At 59.9% G+C, this 16192-nt stretch carries 21 protein-coding genes; 10 read left to right on the plus strand and 11 right to left on the minus strand.

Annotation, left to right across the window (positions count from 1 at the left end; all coding sequences use genetic code 11):
• The first annotated feature begins 19 nt into the window (after positions 1 to 19).
• Entirely contained in the window at positions 20 to 874 is an 855-nt protein-coding gene (locus tag PDR5_RS20110) for a LysR substrate-binding domain-containing protein (protein ID WP_172829543.1), read from the plus strand.
• On the opposite strand, the gene PDR5_RS20115 is transcribed toward PDR5_RS20110, so the two are convergent.
• Complete coding sequence (locus PDR5_RS20115) at positions 864 to 1613, minus strand: sulfite exporter TauE/SafE family protein (protein ID WP_064598331.1); 750 nt, start codon at positions 1611 to 1613, stop codon at positions 864 to 866. The genes PDR5_RS20110 and PDR5_RS20115 overlap by 11 nt on opposite strands.
• Before the next feature lie 112 nt (positions 1614 to 1725).
• Here PDR5_RS20115 and PDR5_RS20120 point away from each other — a divergent pair, with 112 nt between their 5' ends.
• The 4 genes from PDR5_RS20120 (at position 1726) to PDR5_RS20135 (ending at position 4970) form a co-directional block, all read left to right on the plus strand.
• Positions 1726 to 2682: a LysR family transcriptional regulator gene (locus PDR5_RS20120; RefSeq protein ID WP_064598332.1), complete on the plus strand. Its 957-nt coding sequence runs from the start codon at positions 1726 to 1728 to the stop codon at positions 2680 to 2682.
• 83 nt (positions 2683 to 2765) lie between these two features.
• The gene (locus PDR5_RS20125) at positions 2766 to 3230 is read left to right on the plus strand and encodes a MarR family winged helix-turn-helix transcriptional regulator (protein ID WP_039770460.1); all 465 of its coding nucleotides are present in this window, start codon (positions 2766 to 2768) and stop codon (positions 3228 to 3230) included.
• A 273-nt stretch (positions 3231 to 3503) separates the two neighbouring features.
• Positions 3504 to 3923, plus strand: a complete 420-nt coding sequence (locus PDR5_RS20130; RefSeq protein WP_007940002.1) for an organic hydroperoxide resistance protein — start codon at positions 3504 to 3506, stop codon at positions 3921 to 3923.
• A 33-nt stretch (positions 3924 to 3956) separates the two neighbouring features.
• Positions 3957 to 4970, plus strand: a complete 1014-nt coding sequence (locus PDR5_RS20135) for an alpha/beta hydrolase (RefSeq protein ID WP_039770463.1) — start codon at positions 3957 to 3959, stop codon at positions 4968 to 4970.
• A gap of 79 nt (positions 4971 to 5049) precedes the next feature.
• Here PDR5_RS20135 and PDR5_RS20140 read toward each other — a convergent pair whose 3' ends face one another.
• The gene (locus tag PDR5_RS20140; protein WP_007955690.1) at positions 5050 to 5619 is read right to left on the minus strand and encodes an elongation factor P; all 570 of its coding nucleotides are present in this window, start codon (positions 5617 to 5619) and stop codon (positions 5050 to 5052) included.
• A gap of 48 nt (positions 5620 to 5667) precedes the next feature.
• Positions 5668 to 6810 carry an elongation factor P maturation arginine rhamnosyltransferase EarP gene (earP, locus tag PDR5_RS20145; RefSeq protein ID WP_064598333.1) on the minus strand — a complete coding sequence of 381 codons (1143 nt, stop codon included), beginning with the start codon at positions 6808 to 6810 and terminating at the stop codon, positions 5668 to 5670.
• A 124-nt stretch (positions 6811 to 6934) separates the two neighbouring features.
• On the opposite strand from earP, the gene PDR5_RS20150 reads away from it, so the two are divergent.
• Positions 6935 to 7342 carry a hypothetical protein gene (locus PDR5_RS20150; RefSeq protein ID WP_064598335.1) on the plus strand — a complete coding sequence of 136 codons (408 nt, stop codon included), beginning with the start codon at positions 6935 to 6937 and terminating at the stop codon, positions 7340 to 7342.
• A 2-nt stretch (positions 7343 to 7344) separates the two neighbouring features.
• Positions 7345 to 7827, plus strand: a complete 483-nt coding sequence (locus PDR5_RS20155) for a GreA/GreB family elongation factor (protein ID WP_064598337.1) — start codon at positions 7345 to 7347, stop codon at positions 7825 to 7827.
• Between the two features lie 8 nt (positions 7828 to 7835).
• Here PDR5_RS20155 and cysB read toward each other — a convergent pair whose 3' ends face one another.
• The 5 genes from cysB to PDR5_RS20180 all read right to left on the minus strand — a co-directional run bounded on the left by cysB (position 7836) and on the right by PDR5_RS20180 (position 11794).
• A complete protein-coding gene (gene cysB / locus PDR5_RS20160) occupies positions 7836 to 8810 on the minus strand; it encodes an HTH-type transcriptional regulator CysB (RefSeq protein ID WP_003183769.1) in 975 nt (324 codons plus the stop codon).
• A gap of 113 nt (positions 8811 to 8923) precedes the next feature.
• Entirely contained in the window at positions 8924 to 9427 is a 504-nt protein-coding gene (locus PDR5_RS20165; RefSeq protein WP_007955683.1) for a universal stress protein, read from the minus strand.
• Positions 9428 to 9525: 98 nt separating this feature from the next.
• Positions 9526 to 10431 (minus strand): 5'-nucleotidase, encoded by a 906-nt coding sequence (locus tag PDR5_RS20170; RefSeq protein WP_039770472.1) that lies wholly within the window; start codon positions 10429 to 10431, stop codon positions 9526 to 9528.
• A gap of 23 nt (positions 10432 to 10454) precedes the next feature.
• Positions 10455 to 11411: a putative 2-dehydropantoate 2-reductase gene (locus PDR5_RS20175; protein WP_172829500.1), complete on the minus strand. Its 957-nt coding sequence runs from the start codon at positions 11409 to 11411 to the stop codon at positions 10455 to 10457.
• Positions 11408 to 11794 carry a thioredoxin family protein gene (locus tag PDR5_RS20180; RefSeq protein ID WP_064598343.1) on the minus strand — a complete coding sequence of 129 codons (387 nt, stop codon included), beginning with the start codon at positions 11792 to 11794 and terminating at the stop codon, positions 11408 to 11410. Before PDR5_RS20180 ends, PDR5_RS20175 begins: the two co-directional genes overlap by 4 nt.
• On the opposite strand from PDR5_RS20180, the gene PDR5_RS20185 reads away from it, so the two are divergent.
• A complete protein-coding gene (locus PDR5_RS20185; protein ID WP_011335308.1) occupies positions 11793 to 12236 on the plus strand; it encodes a PilZ domain-containing protein in 444 nt (147 codons plus the stop codon). The two genes, PDR5_RS20180 and PDR5_RS20185, sit on opposite strands and share 2 nt — an antisense overlap.
• A gap of 130 nt (positions 12237 to 12366) precedes the next feature.
• Entirely contained in the window at positions 12367 to 13443 is a 1077-nt protein-coding gene (locus PDR5_RS20190) for a 3-deoxy-7-phosphoheptulonate synthase (protein ID WP_064598346.1), read from the plus strand.
• Positions 13444 to 13511: 68 nt separating this feature from the next.
• Here PDR5_RS20190 and PDR5_RS20195 read toward each other — a convergent pair whose 3' ends face one another.
• Complete coding sequence (locus PDR5_RS20195) at positions 13512 to 13793, minus strand: GNAT family N-acetyltransferase (protein ID WP_007955658.1); 282 nt, start codon at positions 13791 to 13793, stop codon at positions 13512 to 13514.
• Positions 13794 to 14430: 637 nt separating this feature from the next.
• Here PDR5_RS20195 and oprI point away from each other — a divergent pair.
• Entirely contained in the window at positions 14431 to 14682 is a 252-nt protein-coding gene (gene oprI, locus PDR5_RS20200) for an outer membrane lipoprotei OprI (RefSeq protein WP_011335311.1), read from the plus strand.
• 122 nt (positions 14683 to 14804) lie between these two features.
• Here oprI and PDR5_RS20205 read toward each other — a convergent pair whose 3' ends face one another.
• Together PDR5_RS20205 and PDR5_RS20210 are read right to left on the minus strand one after the other, a co-directional pair.
• A complete protein-coding gene (locus PDR5_RS20205; RefSeq protein ID WP_011335312.1) occupies positions 14805 to 15776 on the minus strand; it encodes a L,D-transpeptidase family protein in 972 nt (323 codons plus the stop codon).
• Positions 15777 to 15885: 109 nt separating this feature from the next.
• A complete protein-coding gene (locus PDR5_RS20210) occupies positions 15886 to 16179 on the minus strand; it encodes a hypothetical protein (RefSeq protein WP_064598351.1) in 294 nt (97 codons plus the stop codon).
• Positions 16180 to 16192 lie beyond the last annotated feature (13 nt).

Consider the following 16192-nt stretch of genomic DNA (forward strand, 5'->3'; position numbering starts at 1 on the left):
CATCACGGAGATTCATCAATTGTCGGCATATCCCAGTATCGATACCGATGTCCTGCGCACCTTTGTCGCGATTGCCGATCAGGGCGGTTTTACCCGCGCCGGCGAAATGGTCAACCGCACCCAATCGGCCGTGAGCATGCAGATGAAGCGTCTGGAAGAGGACGTGTTGCAGCGCCAGTTGTTCGAGCGCGACGGGCGTCAGGTGCGCCTGACCGCTGAAGGCCAGGTGTTGCTCGGTTATGCGCGGCGCATCCTGAAATTGCACAGCGAAGTGTTCAACACCCTGCGCGAGCCACACATGGTCGGCACCGTGCGGATCGGCACGCCGGACGATTACGTGATGCGCTTTCTGCCGGGGATTCTGTCGCGTTTTGCGCAGTTCTATCCGCTGATCCAGATCGAAGTGCACTGCGAGTCAACCAAACAATTGCTGCAACGCACGGACCTCGATCTGTCGATCGTCACCCGCGAGCCGGGCAACGAAATTGGCCAGTTGCTGCGCAAGGAACGCTTCGTGTGGGCCGAGGCGCAGAATTTCAGCGCCCACGAGCAGACGCCGTTGCCGCTGGCGATGTTCAACAGTGATTGCTTCTGCCGCCTGTGGGCCTGCAATGCGCTGGACGCGATGGGCCGCGAATACCGGATTGCCTACAACAGCACCAGTCTGTCGGCGCTGATGGCAGTGGTGAGCGCGGGTCTGGCGATCACCGCGCAGCTGGAAAGCCTGATTACCCCCGACATGCGGATTCTTGGAGATGCCGAAAATCTGCCGCTGCTGCCCGAGGCCAGCATCATGCTGATCCGCAACCTCAACAATCCGTCGCCGATCACTGAATGCCTGGCCGAGCACATCATCGAAGGCTTCAAACTTTAAAGGCGAGCATCACCGCGCACAGCACCAGAAACCCGCAGAACAGCCCGCGCAGGAGTTTTTCCGGCATCGCGTGGGCGACTTTCACGCCCCAACTGATGCTGGCCAGCCCGCCAATGGCCAGCGGCAGACCGATCATCCAGTCCACTTCGTGGTGCACCGCGTACGTCACCAGCGTGACGCCGGTGCTCGGCAATGCCAGCGCCAGCGAAAGACCCTGAGCGACCACTTGAGTAGTGCCGAACAGACTGGTCAGTACCGGCGTCGCCACCACCGCCCCGCCGACACCGAACAAGCCGCCCATGGTGCCCGACGCCGCGCCGAGCCCCCCCAGCCACGGCCATGAATAACGCATCTCGGAAGTCGCTGCCGGACGCGCGCCAAACATGCGCACCAGGTTGTAGGCCGACAACGCCACGAGGAACGCGACAAAACCGATGCGCATGGTTTGCGCGTCGATGCCCACGGCCCAGATCGAGCCGATCCACGCGAAACAAAATCCCATCACCGCCAGCGGCAACGCGTGTCGAAGTTCGATGCGGTTACGCTGGTGATAACGCCACAGTGCCAGCATCACATTCGGCACCACCATCACCAGCGCCGTGCCTTGGGCGATCTGCTGATCGAGCCCGAACCACACGCCCAGCAGCGGAATGGCGATAAGCCCGCCACCAATACCGAAAATCCCACCCAGGGTACCGAGGGCGGCGCCAAACAACAGGTACAGCAAAAACTCGATCACAGCAGAATTCCTCATACGTCAGGCGACTCATCCTACGCAGTCGGCGCTGGCACGGAAACGCACAGCAACGCACAATGGCTGTGCCAAATCCGCATAGGCACTGGACTGATTCATGAATCCCAATCAATTGACCGAACAACTTGGGCTGTTTCTCGATGTGCTGGAGAGTGGCAGCTTTTCCGCAGCTTCGCGTCGGCATCCGCTAACGCCCTCCGCCGTTGCCCGGCGTATCGATAGTCTGGAAAGTGCGGTCGGCAGCCAGCTGTTCATCCGCAGCACCCACGTGGTGCGTGCCACACCGGCGGGTCTGGCATTTGCCGAACGAGCGCGGCGGATTGTGGCGGAGTTGCAACTGGCCCGGGCTGAAGCGGTATCCCTGAGCAGTGCGCCGGAGGGTCTGATTCGGGTGGATGCGCCGGCGGCGTTCGGACGGCGGCATCTGGCGCCGGTGATTGCCGATTTTCTGGTGTTGTATCCGGGGCTGGACGTACAACTGCATCTGATCGACAGCTTCGTCGACATGGACGGTTCGAACCTGGGCAAAGTCGATCTGGTGTTGCGCGCCGGGCAAATGGCTGACACCCGGCTGGTGGCCACCCCTCTGGCGAGCATGGTGCGCATCGCCTGCGCCAGCCCCGACTATCTCAAGCGCCGCGGCGTACCGAGCGAACCCGCGCAATTGAGCGAGCATGACGGCCTCGATTGGGACGGCCTCGCCCCGCCCTTCGCCTGGCGCTTCGAACAGGATGGACAAATGCAATTGCACCGCCCGGCGCGGGTGCGCATGAGCGCCAACAACGCCGAGGCGCTGGTGTGCGGCGCGCTGGCGGGACTCGGGATCGCGCATCTGCCAACCTGGTTGGCCAGCGAATACCTGTTGCGTGGCGAATTGCTGCCGCTGTTTTGCGAACACGGCCTGCCAAAGCCGGAAAGCACCGGCATCTATGCACTGCGGCTGGAGCAACAGGCCAGCTCCCGCAGCCGTCTGCTGTTGGAATACCTGAAGACCCGGTTCAGCCCTGTGCCGCCTTGGGATCTGGCATTGCAACGGGAGCTGGGCCGGCACTGACCGATTCGCCACCCGGCACAATTGTCTGGCGCATTAAAGATTCGAGCGCTAGATTCATCTGCATCACCGTTCAAGGCACTGACATGACCACCGACCGCAACACCTCCGATCACTGCGAAGACCTGCTGCTCGACAATCAGGCCTGCTTCGCCCTGCATTCCACTTCGCTGATGATGACCAAAGTCTACAAGCCACTGTTGCAAGCGCTTGGCCTGACGTATCCGCAATACCTGGCGATGATGGTGCTGTGGGAGAAGGATGGTTTGACCGTCGGAGAAATCAGCACACGCCTGCTGACCGACCCGGGTTCACTGACCCCGTTGCTCAAGCGGCTGGAAGGTGAAGGTTTGCTAAGCCGGACCCGCAGTCGTGAGGATGAGCGTGTGGTAATCGTTGAACTGACTGCCCAGGGACGCGCCTTGAAAGACAAGGCCCGGACCGTTCCACAATGCATCCTGGGGGCCAGTGGCTTCACGCTGGAGCGCCTGCAAAACCTGCAAGCCGAGTTGCAGGCCTTGCGTGGTCATTTGCAGGATAGCCTCACTTAAAACTCCCCCTTTTCCTGTGGGCGCAGCCTTGCGCCTGCAGGCGCATCGCCCCTTCCCCGCTTATCACAGAAAAATTTTTCATCTCGTTTTAAATTCAAAAAATCCTTGAATATCAAAAGCTTGAGATCACTCCACCTCCCAATCCAAGCGCGAATTCCTGCTTTCTTCAAAAATTTATCTTGCGCACTAAATATTCGCGCAGTACATTTACTTCGCACCTAGTTAGCGCGCAAACAATTAGCGCAACAAACCACACTTTATGAGGCTCACATCATGCAAACTCTCTACACCGCAATCGCAACTTCCACTGGCGGCCGTGACGGTCGTGCAATCTCCAGTGACAACGTCCTCGACGTCAAGCTCGCCACCCCGAAAGAACTCGGCGGTGCCGGCGGCGCAGCCACCAACCCTGAGCAACTGTTCGCCGCCGGCTACTCGGCCTGCTTCATCGGCGCCCTGAAATTCGTCGCCAGTCAGACCAAACGCAAAATCCCGGACGACGCCTCGATCACCGCTCACGTCGGCATCGGCCAGATTCCTGGCGGTTTCGGTCTGGACATCGACCTGCACATCAGCCTGCCGGGCCTGGAACAGGCTGACGCACAAAGCCTGGTCGACGCTGCCCACCAGGTCTGCCCGTACTCCAACGCCACTCGCGGCAACGTCGATGTGCGTCTGCACGTCACCGTGTAATCACTGACACTCAGGCCCGTACAGGAAATGAACATGAACACTTTCAGCAAAGTCTTGACCGGTACTCTTCTCGCCCTGTCCATCCACAGCGCATTCGCCGGGGAGGTTGAACACAACACCCAGGCGTTTCTCGATGTGCTGAATGCCGGCACCGGCAAACCGATGGAACAGATGACGCCCAAGGATGCCCGCGCCGTGCTGACGGGCGCGCAGTCCGGGGTCAAACTGACGCTGCCCAAAGCGGACGTCAGCGAGAAAACCATCCAGGTCGATGGCCAACCGTTGAGCCTGACCATCGTCCGGCCGGCCGGGGTCAAGGGCGAGCTGCCGGTGTTCATGTTCTTCCACGGCGGCGGCTGGGTGCTGGGGGATTTCCCGACCCACGAACGTCTGGTGCGGGATCTGGTGGTCGGCTCGGGTGCGGCGGCGGTGTTCGTCAACTACACCCCTTCGCCGGAAGCGCATTACCCGGTGGCGATCAACCAGGCTTACGCCGCCACCAAGTGGGTGGCCGAACATGGTAAAGAGATCAACGTCGACGGCAAGCGTCTGGCGGTGGCGGGCAACAGCGTCGGCGGCAACATGGCGGCAGTCGTCGCCCTGATGGCCAAAGACAAAGGCACGCCAGCGATCAAGTTCCAGGTGCTGCTGTGGCCGGTGACCGATGCCAATTTCGATACCGGTTCGTATAACCAGTACGCCGAGGGGCACTTCCTCACTCGCAACATGATGAAGTGGTTCTGGGACAACTACACCACTGACGCCAACCAGCGGAACGAGGTCTACGCCTCGCCGCTGCGGGCCACCACCGCGCAATTGAAAGGTCTGCCGCCTGCACTGGTCCAGACCGCCGGGGCCGACGTGCTGCGTGACGAAGGTGAAGCCTATGCCCGCAAACTCGACGAAGCCGGCGTGCCGGTGACCTCGGTGCGCTACAACGGCATGATCCACGACTACGGTTTGCTCAACGTGGTCAGCCAGGTACCGGCAGTGCGTTCGGCGATGCTGCAGGCCTCGGAAGAACTGAAGCAGCACCTGAAGAAGTAAGCCTTATTCAGGACGAGACATCAGGCACAAAAAAGCCCGACTCAATGGTCGGGCTTTTTCTTTCCGCAAAAAACAGTGCTTATTTGGCACGGCCTTTGTAGGAACCGCCTTCGCGGGTATCGATTTCGATCATGTCGCCGATTTCGATGAAGTCAGCAACCGACAGCTCGGTACCGTTCTTCAGTTTGGCAGGCTTCATCACCTTGCCGGAAGTGTCGCCGCGAGCGGAACCTTCGGTGTAGTCAACCTGACGCACGATGGTGGTCGGCAGCTCTACGGAAACCAGACGGCCTTCGAAGAATACGGCTTCGCAAACGTCGGTCATGCCTTCTTCCACGAATGGCAGAACGCTTTCGATGTCTTCGGCGTTCAGCTCGTACATGGTGTAGTCGGTGGTGTCCATGAACGTGTAGGAGTCACCGCTGATGAAGGACAGGGTCGCTTCTTTGCGGTCCAGGATCACGTCGTCCAGCTTGTCGTCCGCACCGTAAACGGTTTCGGTCTTGTAACCGGTCAGCAGGTTCTTCAGCTTGGTCTTCATGATCGCGCTGTTACGGCCCGACTTGGTGAATTCAGCTTTCTGAACCAGCCAAGGATCGTTGTCGATACGGATCACGGTACCGGGTTTGAGTTCTTTACCAGTTTTCATTGCGAATATCCGAATTTGGATGGGATTTACAAAAATCTAGGCCGCGTATCATATCCAATTTCGGTAAAACTGTACCAGCGCCGTCGCAAGATCGGCCTGCAAGGCCTGTTCCAGACACCATGCTTCTGCGTTTTTCTGCAGTTCAGGCCAGTATTTACGGGCCTCAAGCCAGTGGTCGCCGATAGGCCGCCCGGCACTCCACGCGCGCCACAGACCGTTCATCGCCTCGGCGGCAGCGGGCGAAAGGCGTTTTGTGTAAAGCGCAAGGAAGGCGTCCAGCTTGTCGAGGTGGATGTCTTCGTCCTGCTGATAGATGTGCCACAGCATCGGCCGCCCCGCCCATTGCGCCCGGACAAACGAGTCCTCGCCGCGCACCGCGTTGAAATCACAGCACCAGAGCAATTGATCGTATTGATCCTGACGGACGAACGGCAGCACCTGCACTGTCAGCGACTGACGAACGTGCATTGCACCGACCGGCAGCGACTCGACTCCAAGCCAACGGGCGACATCGCCGAGAATCCGTCCTTCCGGCACCAGCAGATGGGTAGGCGTAGCGTCCGCCGCGAGCACATCCAGCCAACTGGCGAGTCCGGCATTCTCGTAGGCAAACAGCGAAATCAGCTGCGCACCGGGCGCAGGAGCGATCCCCAGAGCGTGCAGGAATTGTCGCTGCGCATCGGGGTCCTGTTGAAACTGCTGACGCCGCTCCAGTAAACCGCTCTCACGCAGCAAGCCACCGGTCCCCGGCTGAAATCCCGGAAAGAAAAAGTACTTCTGCACCGACTTGTACTTCACCGACGGCAGACCGTGGCAGCCAACCACCCAGTCTTCAGCGCTGAGATAGTCGAGGTTCATCCACAACGGCGGCTTTTCCCGTGCGGCCATGGCGTCCATGTAAATGCTCGGCAACTGGCAGGCAAAAGCCGCGATCACCACGTCGGCCGCTGCTGATTCCTGCCAGTCAGCCGGCCAGTGCCGGACTTCGACGCCCTGCTGCCATTGCTGATCGAGGCCGATGTCGATTTCCGGGCAAATGCGTTCGAAAGCGCGCAGGTCATCGACCCACAATCGCACCGTCATTGCCTGCTCGCTGACCAGTTGCCGGGCGAGACGCCAGGTCACGCCGATGTCGCCGTAGTTATCGACGACCGTACAAAAAATGTCCCAGCGGGTGTTCAGTGGCGGCATTCAAGGCTCCCGTTGGCAAAAGCGCCGATTGTCCGCATAAATGTCTCCGTGCAGAAGAGCCGACGGCAATTAATCTTCGTGCGACAATCGCCGCTCGCCCGCATTCATCCGCCAGGAGGCAGCCATGCCCTATCGTCCCAACCCGCGTCGTCCGTTGCCTGTTCAGCTTAGCGCGCTGCAATTGACCGGCAGCATTGCCCTGGGTCTGTGGCTGGGTTTCCTGGCCATTGCACTGACTTGCTGGCTCGCCTCGCTGCTGTTCAGCCGTCAACTGCAGCCGGTGGCGGAGGCGGTGCAACAACTGAGCAAATCTCCAGTGGCGGCCCAGCCGCAGCCAGAACCTGAGCCACAAAACCGCCTGTTCGAGCAGTACGAAGAAAACCTGCGCAAGAACGAACAGCAGGCACGCCTGGACCAGGCCCGTGGCAGCACGCGCAATCTGTCGAACCCCAAATGCCAGTTCTGGCTGCAACAGGATCAGACGGCCCCGAGCGAAAAAAGCCGCGCCAATGTCCTGCAATTCTGCGATTGATCATGAATAAACAGACGGTTCACCAACTGATTCTCGACAAGCTGCGCGTCGATCTCGACATCGCCGAACGCGCGGCGCAAACCGCTTACGAAACCGCGACCCACGAAGAGAACATCGCCGAAAACAAGTACGACACTCTGGGCCTCGAGGCGTCGTATCTAGCGGCGGGCCAGGCGAAACGAGTCGAGGAAATTCGTCAGTCACTGGCGCTGTTCCAGAACCTGACGCTGCGCGCGTATGACGATCAGCGAGGGATTGAAGTCGGCGCCCTGCTCGGTCTGGAAGACGAAAAGGGTCGCGAGCAATGGCTGTTTCTGGCGCCGGATGCGGCGGGTCTGAAAGTCGATGTGGTGGGTCAGCCGATTACCGTCATCACCCCGCGCTCGCCGCTGGGCAAAAGCCTGCTGGGCAAGTTCGAGGGTGACGAGGTGGAGATTCTGGTAGCAGGCACCCGGCAACAGTTTGCTGTCACCGAGGTGCTGTAGACAGGGGCTTAGTGGACCGGCAGTTCGACACCATCGAAAAGCTCTTCCAGTTCCTGCTTGTTGTGGCACTGAATGGCCTTGGCCATGACTTCGCGGGTCAGGTGCGGTGCGAACTTCTCGATGAAGTCGCACATGAAGCCACGCAGGAAAGTGCCGCGGCGGAAACCGATCTTGGTCACGCTGGACTCGAACAGTTCGCTGGCATCGAGCACCACCAGATCGTTATCCAGTTTGGTGTCGACCGCCATTTTCGCCACGATGCCAACACCCAGGCCCAGACGTACGTAGGTTTTGATGACGTCGGCGTCGGCAGCGGTGAACACCACTTTCGGCGTCAGGCCGCGATGGCTGAAGGCTTCGTCGAGTTTCGAACGGCCGGTGAAACCGAACACGTAAGTCACGATCGGGTATTCGGCCAGCGCTTCAAGGGTCAGCTTCGGCAGTTTGGTCAGCGGGTGGCCCTGGGGCACGACCACGCAACGGTTCCAGCGGTAGCACGGCATCATTACCAGATCGCCGAACAGCTCCAGCGCTTCGGTGGCAATGGCGAAATCGACGGTGCCGTCAGCGGCCATCTCGGCGATCTGCATCGGCGAGCCCTGGTGCATGTGCAGCGCCACGTCCGGGTATTGCTTGATGAAATTGCTGATCACCGGCGGCAGCGCATAGCGTGCCTGGGTGTGAGTGGTGGCGATCGACAGGGTGCCCTTCTTCTCGTTGGAGAATTCCTGGGCGATCTGCTTGATGCTTTCGACCTTGCGCAGAATTTCACCGGCAGTGGTGATGATGCGCTCGCCGGCCGGCGTGACACGGGTCAGGTGCTTGCCGCTGCGGGCGAACACTTCGACGCCCAGTTCGTCTTCCAGCAGACGGATTTGTTTACTGATGCCCGGTTGCGAGGTGTAGAGGCTTTGGGCTGTAGCGGAAACGTTGAGGTCGTGGTGCGCCACTTCCCAGATGTAGCGCAGTTGTTGAAGCTTCATATGAATCCCTCAAAGCAGGTAGACGCCACGGGCATCAGCGACGGTATATAACTATATTAATGGTTTGAAGAATAAATCTAGAACTTTTTTATCAAAGTGCCATTATTCCTGCTTCAGCGATCCTCTCGACGCCGACGCTCCACCAGCGGCACCAGATAAACCGGCACCTTGGACAATTGCAGCAGCCGGGCCGCCGTTCGCCCCAAAGGTGTTTCCGCCCCGACCCCGTGGCTATGACTTCCTACGATCAGCAAATCGACAGAGAGTTTCTGCACCTGATCGAGAATCACCTGTGACGGATCGCCCTGCAGCACCCGTACCGCGCGTATCCGCTGCAGGTCCTGCTCGCCCTCGTCCCCCAGTTCTTCGCGAAAACTGTCGAGCACCCGCTGCTCGATATTGGCAATGACCGTTTTCAGACCCTGACTGTGAAATTCGTTCAATGCCTGTTCGTCGAGATAGCTCTGCAACACCGATTCGGCAAACAGCCCCATGGGCTCCACCGCGTGCACCACGTACAGATCGGCATTGAACGTTCGCGCCATCGCCAGGGCATGCTGCATCACTAACGGTGCGTACAGACCGAGGTCAGTGGCATACAGCATCGAACGAATCATATGACCTCCTCGCGTGCCAACATGGCGGAGATTTGATTCAGCTTAGCAGTGCCTTGGCGAGTACGACGTGCGACGCAACGTCTTGAACCACGAGGGCTTTAGACCGCCGGTTCGTTGCTGATGCCGTGGGGCACGTGACCGGTCGCCACCACTTCCCGGGCCAGCTCGCAGTGGCCGGCCTGATCGTCGAAAAACACGTCGGCGGCGAAGGCTTCGAGGAACGCCGATTTGGTCAGACCGCCGAGGAACAGCGACTCGTCCAGACGAATGTCCCACTCGCGCAAGGTACGGATCACCCGCTCGTGGGCCGGAGCCGAGCGCGCGGTGACCAGTGCGGTGCGGATCGGGCACTCCTCATCGGAGAACTCGCGCTGCAACAGATTGAGCGCCGCGAGAAAGCCCTTGAACGGCCCGCCGCGCAACGGTTCGCGAGCGGATTCACGCTCCTTGGCCTGGAAGGCTTCGAGGCCACCGGATTGATAGACGCGCTCCGACTCGTCGGAAAACAGCACCGCATCACCGTCGAAGGCGATGCGCAATTCGTCGCTGGCCGCACGGCTGGCGCCCCCGGACAGAATGGTCGCCGCCGCGAAACCGGCATCCAGCGCGGCGCGTACGTCTTCGGCATGGGTGGAGAGAAACAGGTCGCAACCGAAGGCCTTCAGGTACGGATAAGGACTGCGGCCGCCAACGAACGCTGCACGGGAGATCGCCAGGCCGTAGTGACCAATGGAGTTGAAAACGCGCAGGCCGGTGTCGGCGCTGTTGCGCGACACCAGAATCACCTCGACCCGGGCGCGACCGAGGCGACTGTTGAGATTGAGCAGTTTTTCCACCAGCGGAAAGGCATCACCCGGCGCGAGGATTTCGTCTTCGTGTTCGATCTGATATTGCCGATAGGCTTCGACGCCGCTCGACAGGTAGACCTTGTGACTCTCACTGAGGTCGAACAGGGCACGGGACGAGATCGCCAGCACCAGTTTGTCATCGATGTTCTTGGCCATGCCTTTCCCCCAATGCGACCGGTTTAAACGTTGCGCCGGTCGATAAAGCTCAATGTGCGATACAACGATTCGATACGCGGCAACTCGCAGCCTGCCGCTTTTGCCGCCGCCAAAGGACGAGCGTAGATCGCCTCGAGCTCCAGCGGTCGTTTGTGCAGGAAGTCGTGATACATGCTCGGCCAATAGTCGGGCATTTTCTCGGTCATCATGAACAGGTATTCAGCGTAACCGGGCGGCATGTCGTGGCCGCAGACCTTGGCGCCCTGCACTACTTCAGCCATCAGTGCCTGAATCAACGCGCGGCTGTCTGTGTCGGCCATCAACGGCGTGGTGCCGGCGCCGAGCAATACCGAAAGCCCGTTATAGGGAATGTTCCACACCAGTTTCTGCCAGCGCGCCTGATGCAGATTCGGCATCGCCTGGGAATCGAGACCGGCGGCCCTAAACAGACCGGCGCCCTCCTCGACAATTGCCATGCGCGCCGCGTCATCCGCTGCCGGGCCGCTGTGATAGCCAACGTTCACCGCCCCCAGCGCCTGGTGGGTGACCTGGCCCGGCCCTTCGCGGTGGACGCAGATCAGGCACAAGCCGCCCAGCAAGTGCAGTGAATCGGGCAGCAACGCCCGCAAGCTGTCTTCGACGTCGAGGCCGTTTTGCAATACCAGCACTTTCGCGTCGGATTTCGCCGCCTGAATGATCGACGGCGCCAACCCGGCATTGCTGGTGGTCTTGGCGCCGACCAGCAGCCAGTCGCAGGGCGGCATGTCTTCAGCCGACGAATAGGCCTGCACCGGGTTCAGCGTCAACACACCATGCACGGCACTGTCTACCTGCAAGCCGCGCTCGGCGACTGCGGAAAATTCACTGCGCAACAGAAAGTGCACATCGAACCCGGCCCGGGCCAGCATCACCCCATAAAACCCGCCGATGGCACCGGTGCCAATGATCCCCACCACCGGTTTGTTCACTGCTCCCATCACGGCAACTCCTCTGCAATTCGACCCAGCGCCTGCGCCACGGCTGCGTTCAGCTCATCGGCATTCAGGCGCGTGTGCACCGCCCCAAAGAACTCGCCGTCGCGCACCACAAACAGCGCCGGCAAATGAAAGACCTGATAACGCTCGACCAGTCCGCCGTTGTCACCGGCATCGATCCAGCACACGCGATCAGCTGCAAGATCGAGACCCGGCAACACTTCGCGGGCATAGCGGCAACTGGCGCAGCCGACGCTGGTGAAAATCACCAGCGAAACGCCGTTCATCGCCAGCAGCCGCTGGTCGGCGTCGAAATCGGTCAGCTGCGATTCGACCACTATACTGGGGGAAACAATGTCAAATGGCCGACACAGGGAGTCTGTGCTCATGGGACGGTTTATTCCTCATCCGGATGATGTGCCCGTTGAATTGACCTTGCTCACACCGGAGTGTATTTCGCGTCAACGGCTGCACACTATCAGCCTCGGCGGCATCGCTTGCAATTACCATCGTGCCTGGCGCCATGGCACCGCATTGCAGGTGCGCATGCCGACCCTCAACGCCGACATCTGTTATCCGGGCTACGTGGCCTGGTGCCTGCGACGCAAAAAAGGCTATCTGGTGGGCATTGCCTTCACCGACGAACAGACCCTGTTCAGCGCGCGAATGGGTGAGCAGGTGTGTCAGATCGAACGCTATTGCCGACTCAACGACGCCCACGACGACCTCCAGGATATTCAGGCCCTGGCCCTGCAATGGGTCGAACAACACGCCGACGAGTTCTCCCACGACACCGTTCGCAAGGCTTTCGCGCAGCCCGTGCTGGACTGAACAGTGACTTGCCCATTGTCTAGCAGGCGCCTAACGCGATAAGGTTCGGCTCCCCGACGCGCTTAAATCTGCTGTGCTCCGCCGCGCGGGGATCGCTGGCGGCCGGCACCCGTGACCTGACGAGTAAACGATGGCTGATTTACCGATCAACGACCTGAACGTCGCTTCCAACGAGACCCTGATCACTCCCGATCAGCTCAAGCGTGATATCCCTCTGAGCGACGCTGCCTTGCGCACTGTCACCAAGGGTCGCGAAGTCATCCGCAACATTCTCGATGGCATCGACCATCGTCTGTTCGTGGTGATCGGCCCCTGCTCGATCCACGACATCAAGGCTGCCCATGAATATGCCGATCGCCTGAAGGTGCTGGCGGCAGAAGTCTCGGACACCCTGTATCTGGTCATGCGCGTGTATTTCGAAAAGCCACGGACCACCGTCGGCTGGAAAGGCCTGATCAACGACCCGTACCTGGATGACTCGTTCAAGATCCAGGACGGTCTGCACATCGGTCGCCAGCTGCTGCTGGACCTGGCCGAGAAAGGCCTGCCGACCGCGACCGAAGCCCTCGACCCGATCTCCCCGCAGTATCTGCAGGACCTGATCAGCTGGTCGGCCATCGGCGCACGGACCACCGAATCCCAGACCCACCGCGAGATGGCTTCCGGCCTGTCCTCGGCGGTCGGCTTCAAGAACGGCACCGACGGCGGCCTGACCGTGGCGATCAACGCCTTGCAGTCGGTCTCCAGCCCGCACCGTTTCCTGGGCATCAACCAGGAGGGTGGCGTGTCGATCGTCACCACCAAGGGCAACGCCTACGGCCACGTGGTGCTGCGCGGCGGCAACGGCAAGCCGAACTACGATTCGGTCAGCGTCGCCCTGTGCGAGCAGGCGCTGAACAAGGCGAAGATCAAACCGAACATCATGGTCGACTGCAGCCACGCCAACTCCAACAAGGATCCGGCCCTGCAACCGCTGGTGATGGAGAACGTCGCCAACCAGATCCTCGAAGGCAACCAGTCGATCATCGGCCTGATGGTCGAAAGTCACTTGAACTGGGGCTGCCAGGCGATCCCGAAAGACCTCGCCGACCTGCAATATGGCGTGTCGATCACCGACGCCTGCATCGACTGGTCCGCTACCGAAAACACCTTGCGCAGCATGCACGCCAAGCTCAAGGATGTGCTGCCGAAACGTCAGCGCAGCTGACAGCCGTTTCGCAGGCATAAAAAAACGCCGGGCATTGCCCGGCGTTTTTGTGTATGCGGTGAGGTCAGTCAGATCTTGGCGGTGCGCCGCTGATGACGCTCCATGTAGCGCTCCACGTAGGAGCACGAAGGAATGACCGTGTAGCCCATTTCATCGGCGTATTGCAGCGCCCGCTCGGTCAGGGCTGCCGCAATGCCTCGGCCACGCAAAGCGTTGGGCACGAAGGTGCGGTAGATATCCAGGGTCTGTTTCCCCAGATCCATGTAGGTCAGGTAGGCACGATGACCGTCCACATTGGTCTCGAACTGATGACCAGCCTGGTCATGGTGGATGGACAACGCCTCGCTCATCACTACTCCTCGCGGGTCTCGAATTCTGACCCCTACCTTACCGATGTTTTCCCGGCGAAGGAACATCTACGCCACCCCGTGCCTGATGGGCATCGAGAAGAACTGCACCGATCTCGCGCAACCCGAGCACGTATCAAATAGTAGGCACCATTGGCGAAAATGCTCAAGGTACGCTCGTCATCGTGCGGATTGACGGGGCAGTTCCGGTGGACTCAGGGCCGGTTCGGGAGACGATCTTCCCGAGCCGAAAGGCTGAACATCGCCGGATGTTGAGACTTAAGACGAGCCGCCTGTTTTAAAGTCACCTCAACATGGACAAAGATATGCGAGGCGCTGCGCAAATTCGCAACAAAAGTGTGGACGAATCCATATAGACAGACTTTGGCCACTACCTGCAAAACAGCGCACGGCACCGGGAACTTTTTCTCATTAACTCGCTCATCTCGCGGCTTACAGCTGGATATTTTTTATACAGCGCAGTTAAAAGTTGCTCGAAAAAGAATCAACGCCTACAATTTTTTTTGCTTCTTGCCTTACGTCAGTTTACTTACTACAAGTAATGGGTAGTATGTACGCCGGCTATTTCCTCAATCGGAGGAGACAGCCACTTAATTGAAAGTCCTTGAAGGGGAACACGATGAACAACGTTCTGAAATTCTCTGCTCTGGCTCTGGCCGCAGTTCTGGCTACCGGTTGCAGCAGCGCATCGAAAGAAACCGAAGCACGTCTGACCGCTACTGAAGACGCAGCTGCTCGCGCCCAGGCTCGTGCAGACGAAGCTTACCGTAAAGCTGATGAAGCTCTGGCTGCTGCTCAAAAAGCACAACAGACTGCTGACGAAGCTAACGAGCGTGCTCTGCGCATGCTGGAAAAAGCTAGCCGCAAGTAATAGTCCTTCGGGATTGTTATCAAGCCGACCCATTTTTTGGGTCGGCTTTTTTGTGCCCGCCGTTTCTTGGGGCAACAAAAAACCCGCCGCTGCAATAGCCTCGGCGGGTTCTGTCTTGCAGCTTATTGCTGCAGGTCGATCGGTGCGCTGGAGACCATCGGCGCCGAAGTGTTCGGCGTGCCGATTTCGGTTGGCAGGCCATCTTCGGCCGCCACCACGTCACGCACCACATCCCAGTTCATGCGCAGGTTGTTGGTGATGTCTTCACGCTTGAGCATCGCGTTGATCACGGCGGTGTGTTTGTCGACCACCGACGGGTTGCCCTTGTCATCGATCGGCGTGTGCGCCTCCAGGTAGATCTTGCCGCCACTGCGACCGAACTTGTACGCATCATTGAGGATACGTACCGAGGTACCGACCGGCACCATGCTGGCCATTTCCAGCACGTTGTTGTTGAACATGCGGAAGCAGCCGTGACTGGTGCGCATGCCGATGCCGAACTTCTTGTTCGAACCGTGGATCAGGTAACCCGGCGTACCCAGGGTGAACTTGAACGGACCCAGCGGGTTGTCCGGACCGGCCGGCACCACGTTCGGCAGCGGATCACCGTCGGCGGCGTGCTCGGCCTTGATCGAGGCAGGTGGCGTCCAGGTTGGATTCGGTGTCTTGGCGGTGATTGTGGTATGCGCGATCGGCGAGCCCCAGCCTTCACGACCGATACCCAGCGGGAAGGTGTACACCACGTTCCGGCCTTTCGGGTAGTAGTAGAGACGGTATTCGGCGAGGTTGATCACGATGCCTTCACGCGGCCCCGGCGGCAGGATGAAACGCGTCGGCAGGACCACTTCGGTGCCGGCGCCCGGCAGCCACGCATCGACGCCCGGATTGGCCGCGACCATCTCCGAATAACCCAGATCGTAGGTGGTGCCCAGATCGGCAAAAGTGTCTTCGTACTTGGCCTTGATCACCTGCACCTGGCCGATGATGTCCTCACCGGGTGGTGGCAGGGGAAACTCCAGTGCGGCAACGGGACCGGCCACACACAGGGCGGCAAGAGACAGGCAGCGGGTGACGGCAGGAAAACGCGGCAACATCCGGAGAATCCTTCGCAAGATCGACAAGGGTATAAGAGCGCGATTGTACACCGCGCCCAGGGAATTCGGGGAGATGCGCCGATAGACCGCGATATCGACGAAAAAGGACTCAGAGCTCGAAACGCAGCTCAGGCCAGATCGGCGAGGTGCCGCGCTTCTGCGATTCGAGGATTGCCCGGCACAGCGAGCACAGGCGCTGATCCTGGAACACCCGGCGATCCACGCTCGACCAGCGCGGTTGCGCCGGCAGCAGACTGCCGCACAGGGTGCGGTCCGCCGAACCACCGAGCTCCAGTTGACGGGTCACCAGATGCACCCGCACTTCCTGGCAGGCGAACAGATCCATCTGTTCGTCAGGCTCGATCAGTTGGTAGGCGAACAGGGACCAGGCAGGACGCGGCATCGGGGGCTCCAAA

The sequence above is a fragment of the Pseudomonas sp. DR 5-09 genome (assembly GCF_001655595.1).
Lineage (GTDB): Bacteria > Pseudomonadota > Gammaproteobacteria > Pseudomonadales > Pseudomonadaceae > Aquipseudomonas > Aquipseudomonas pharyngis.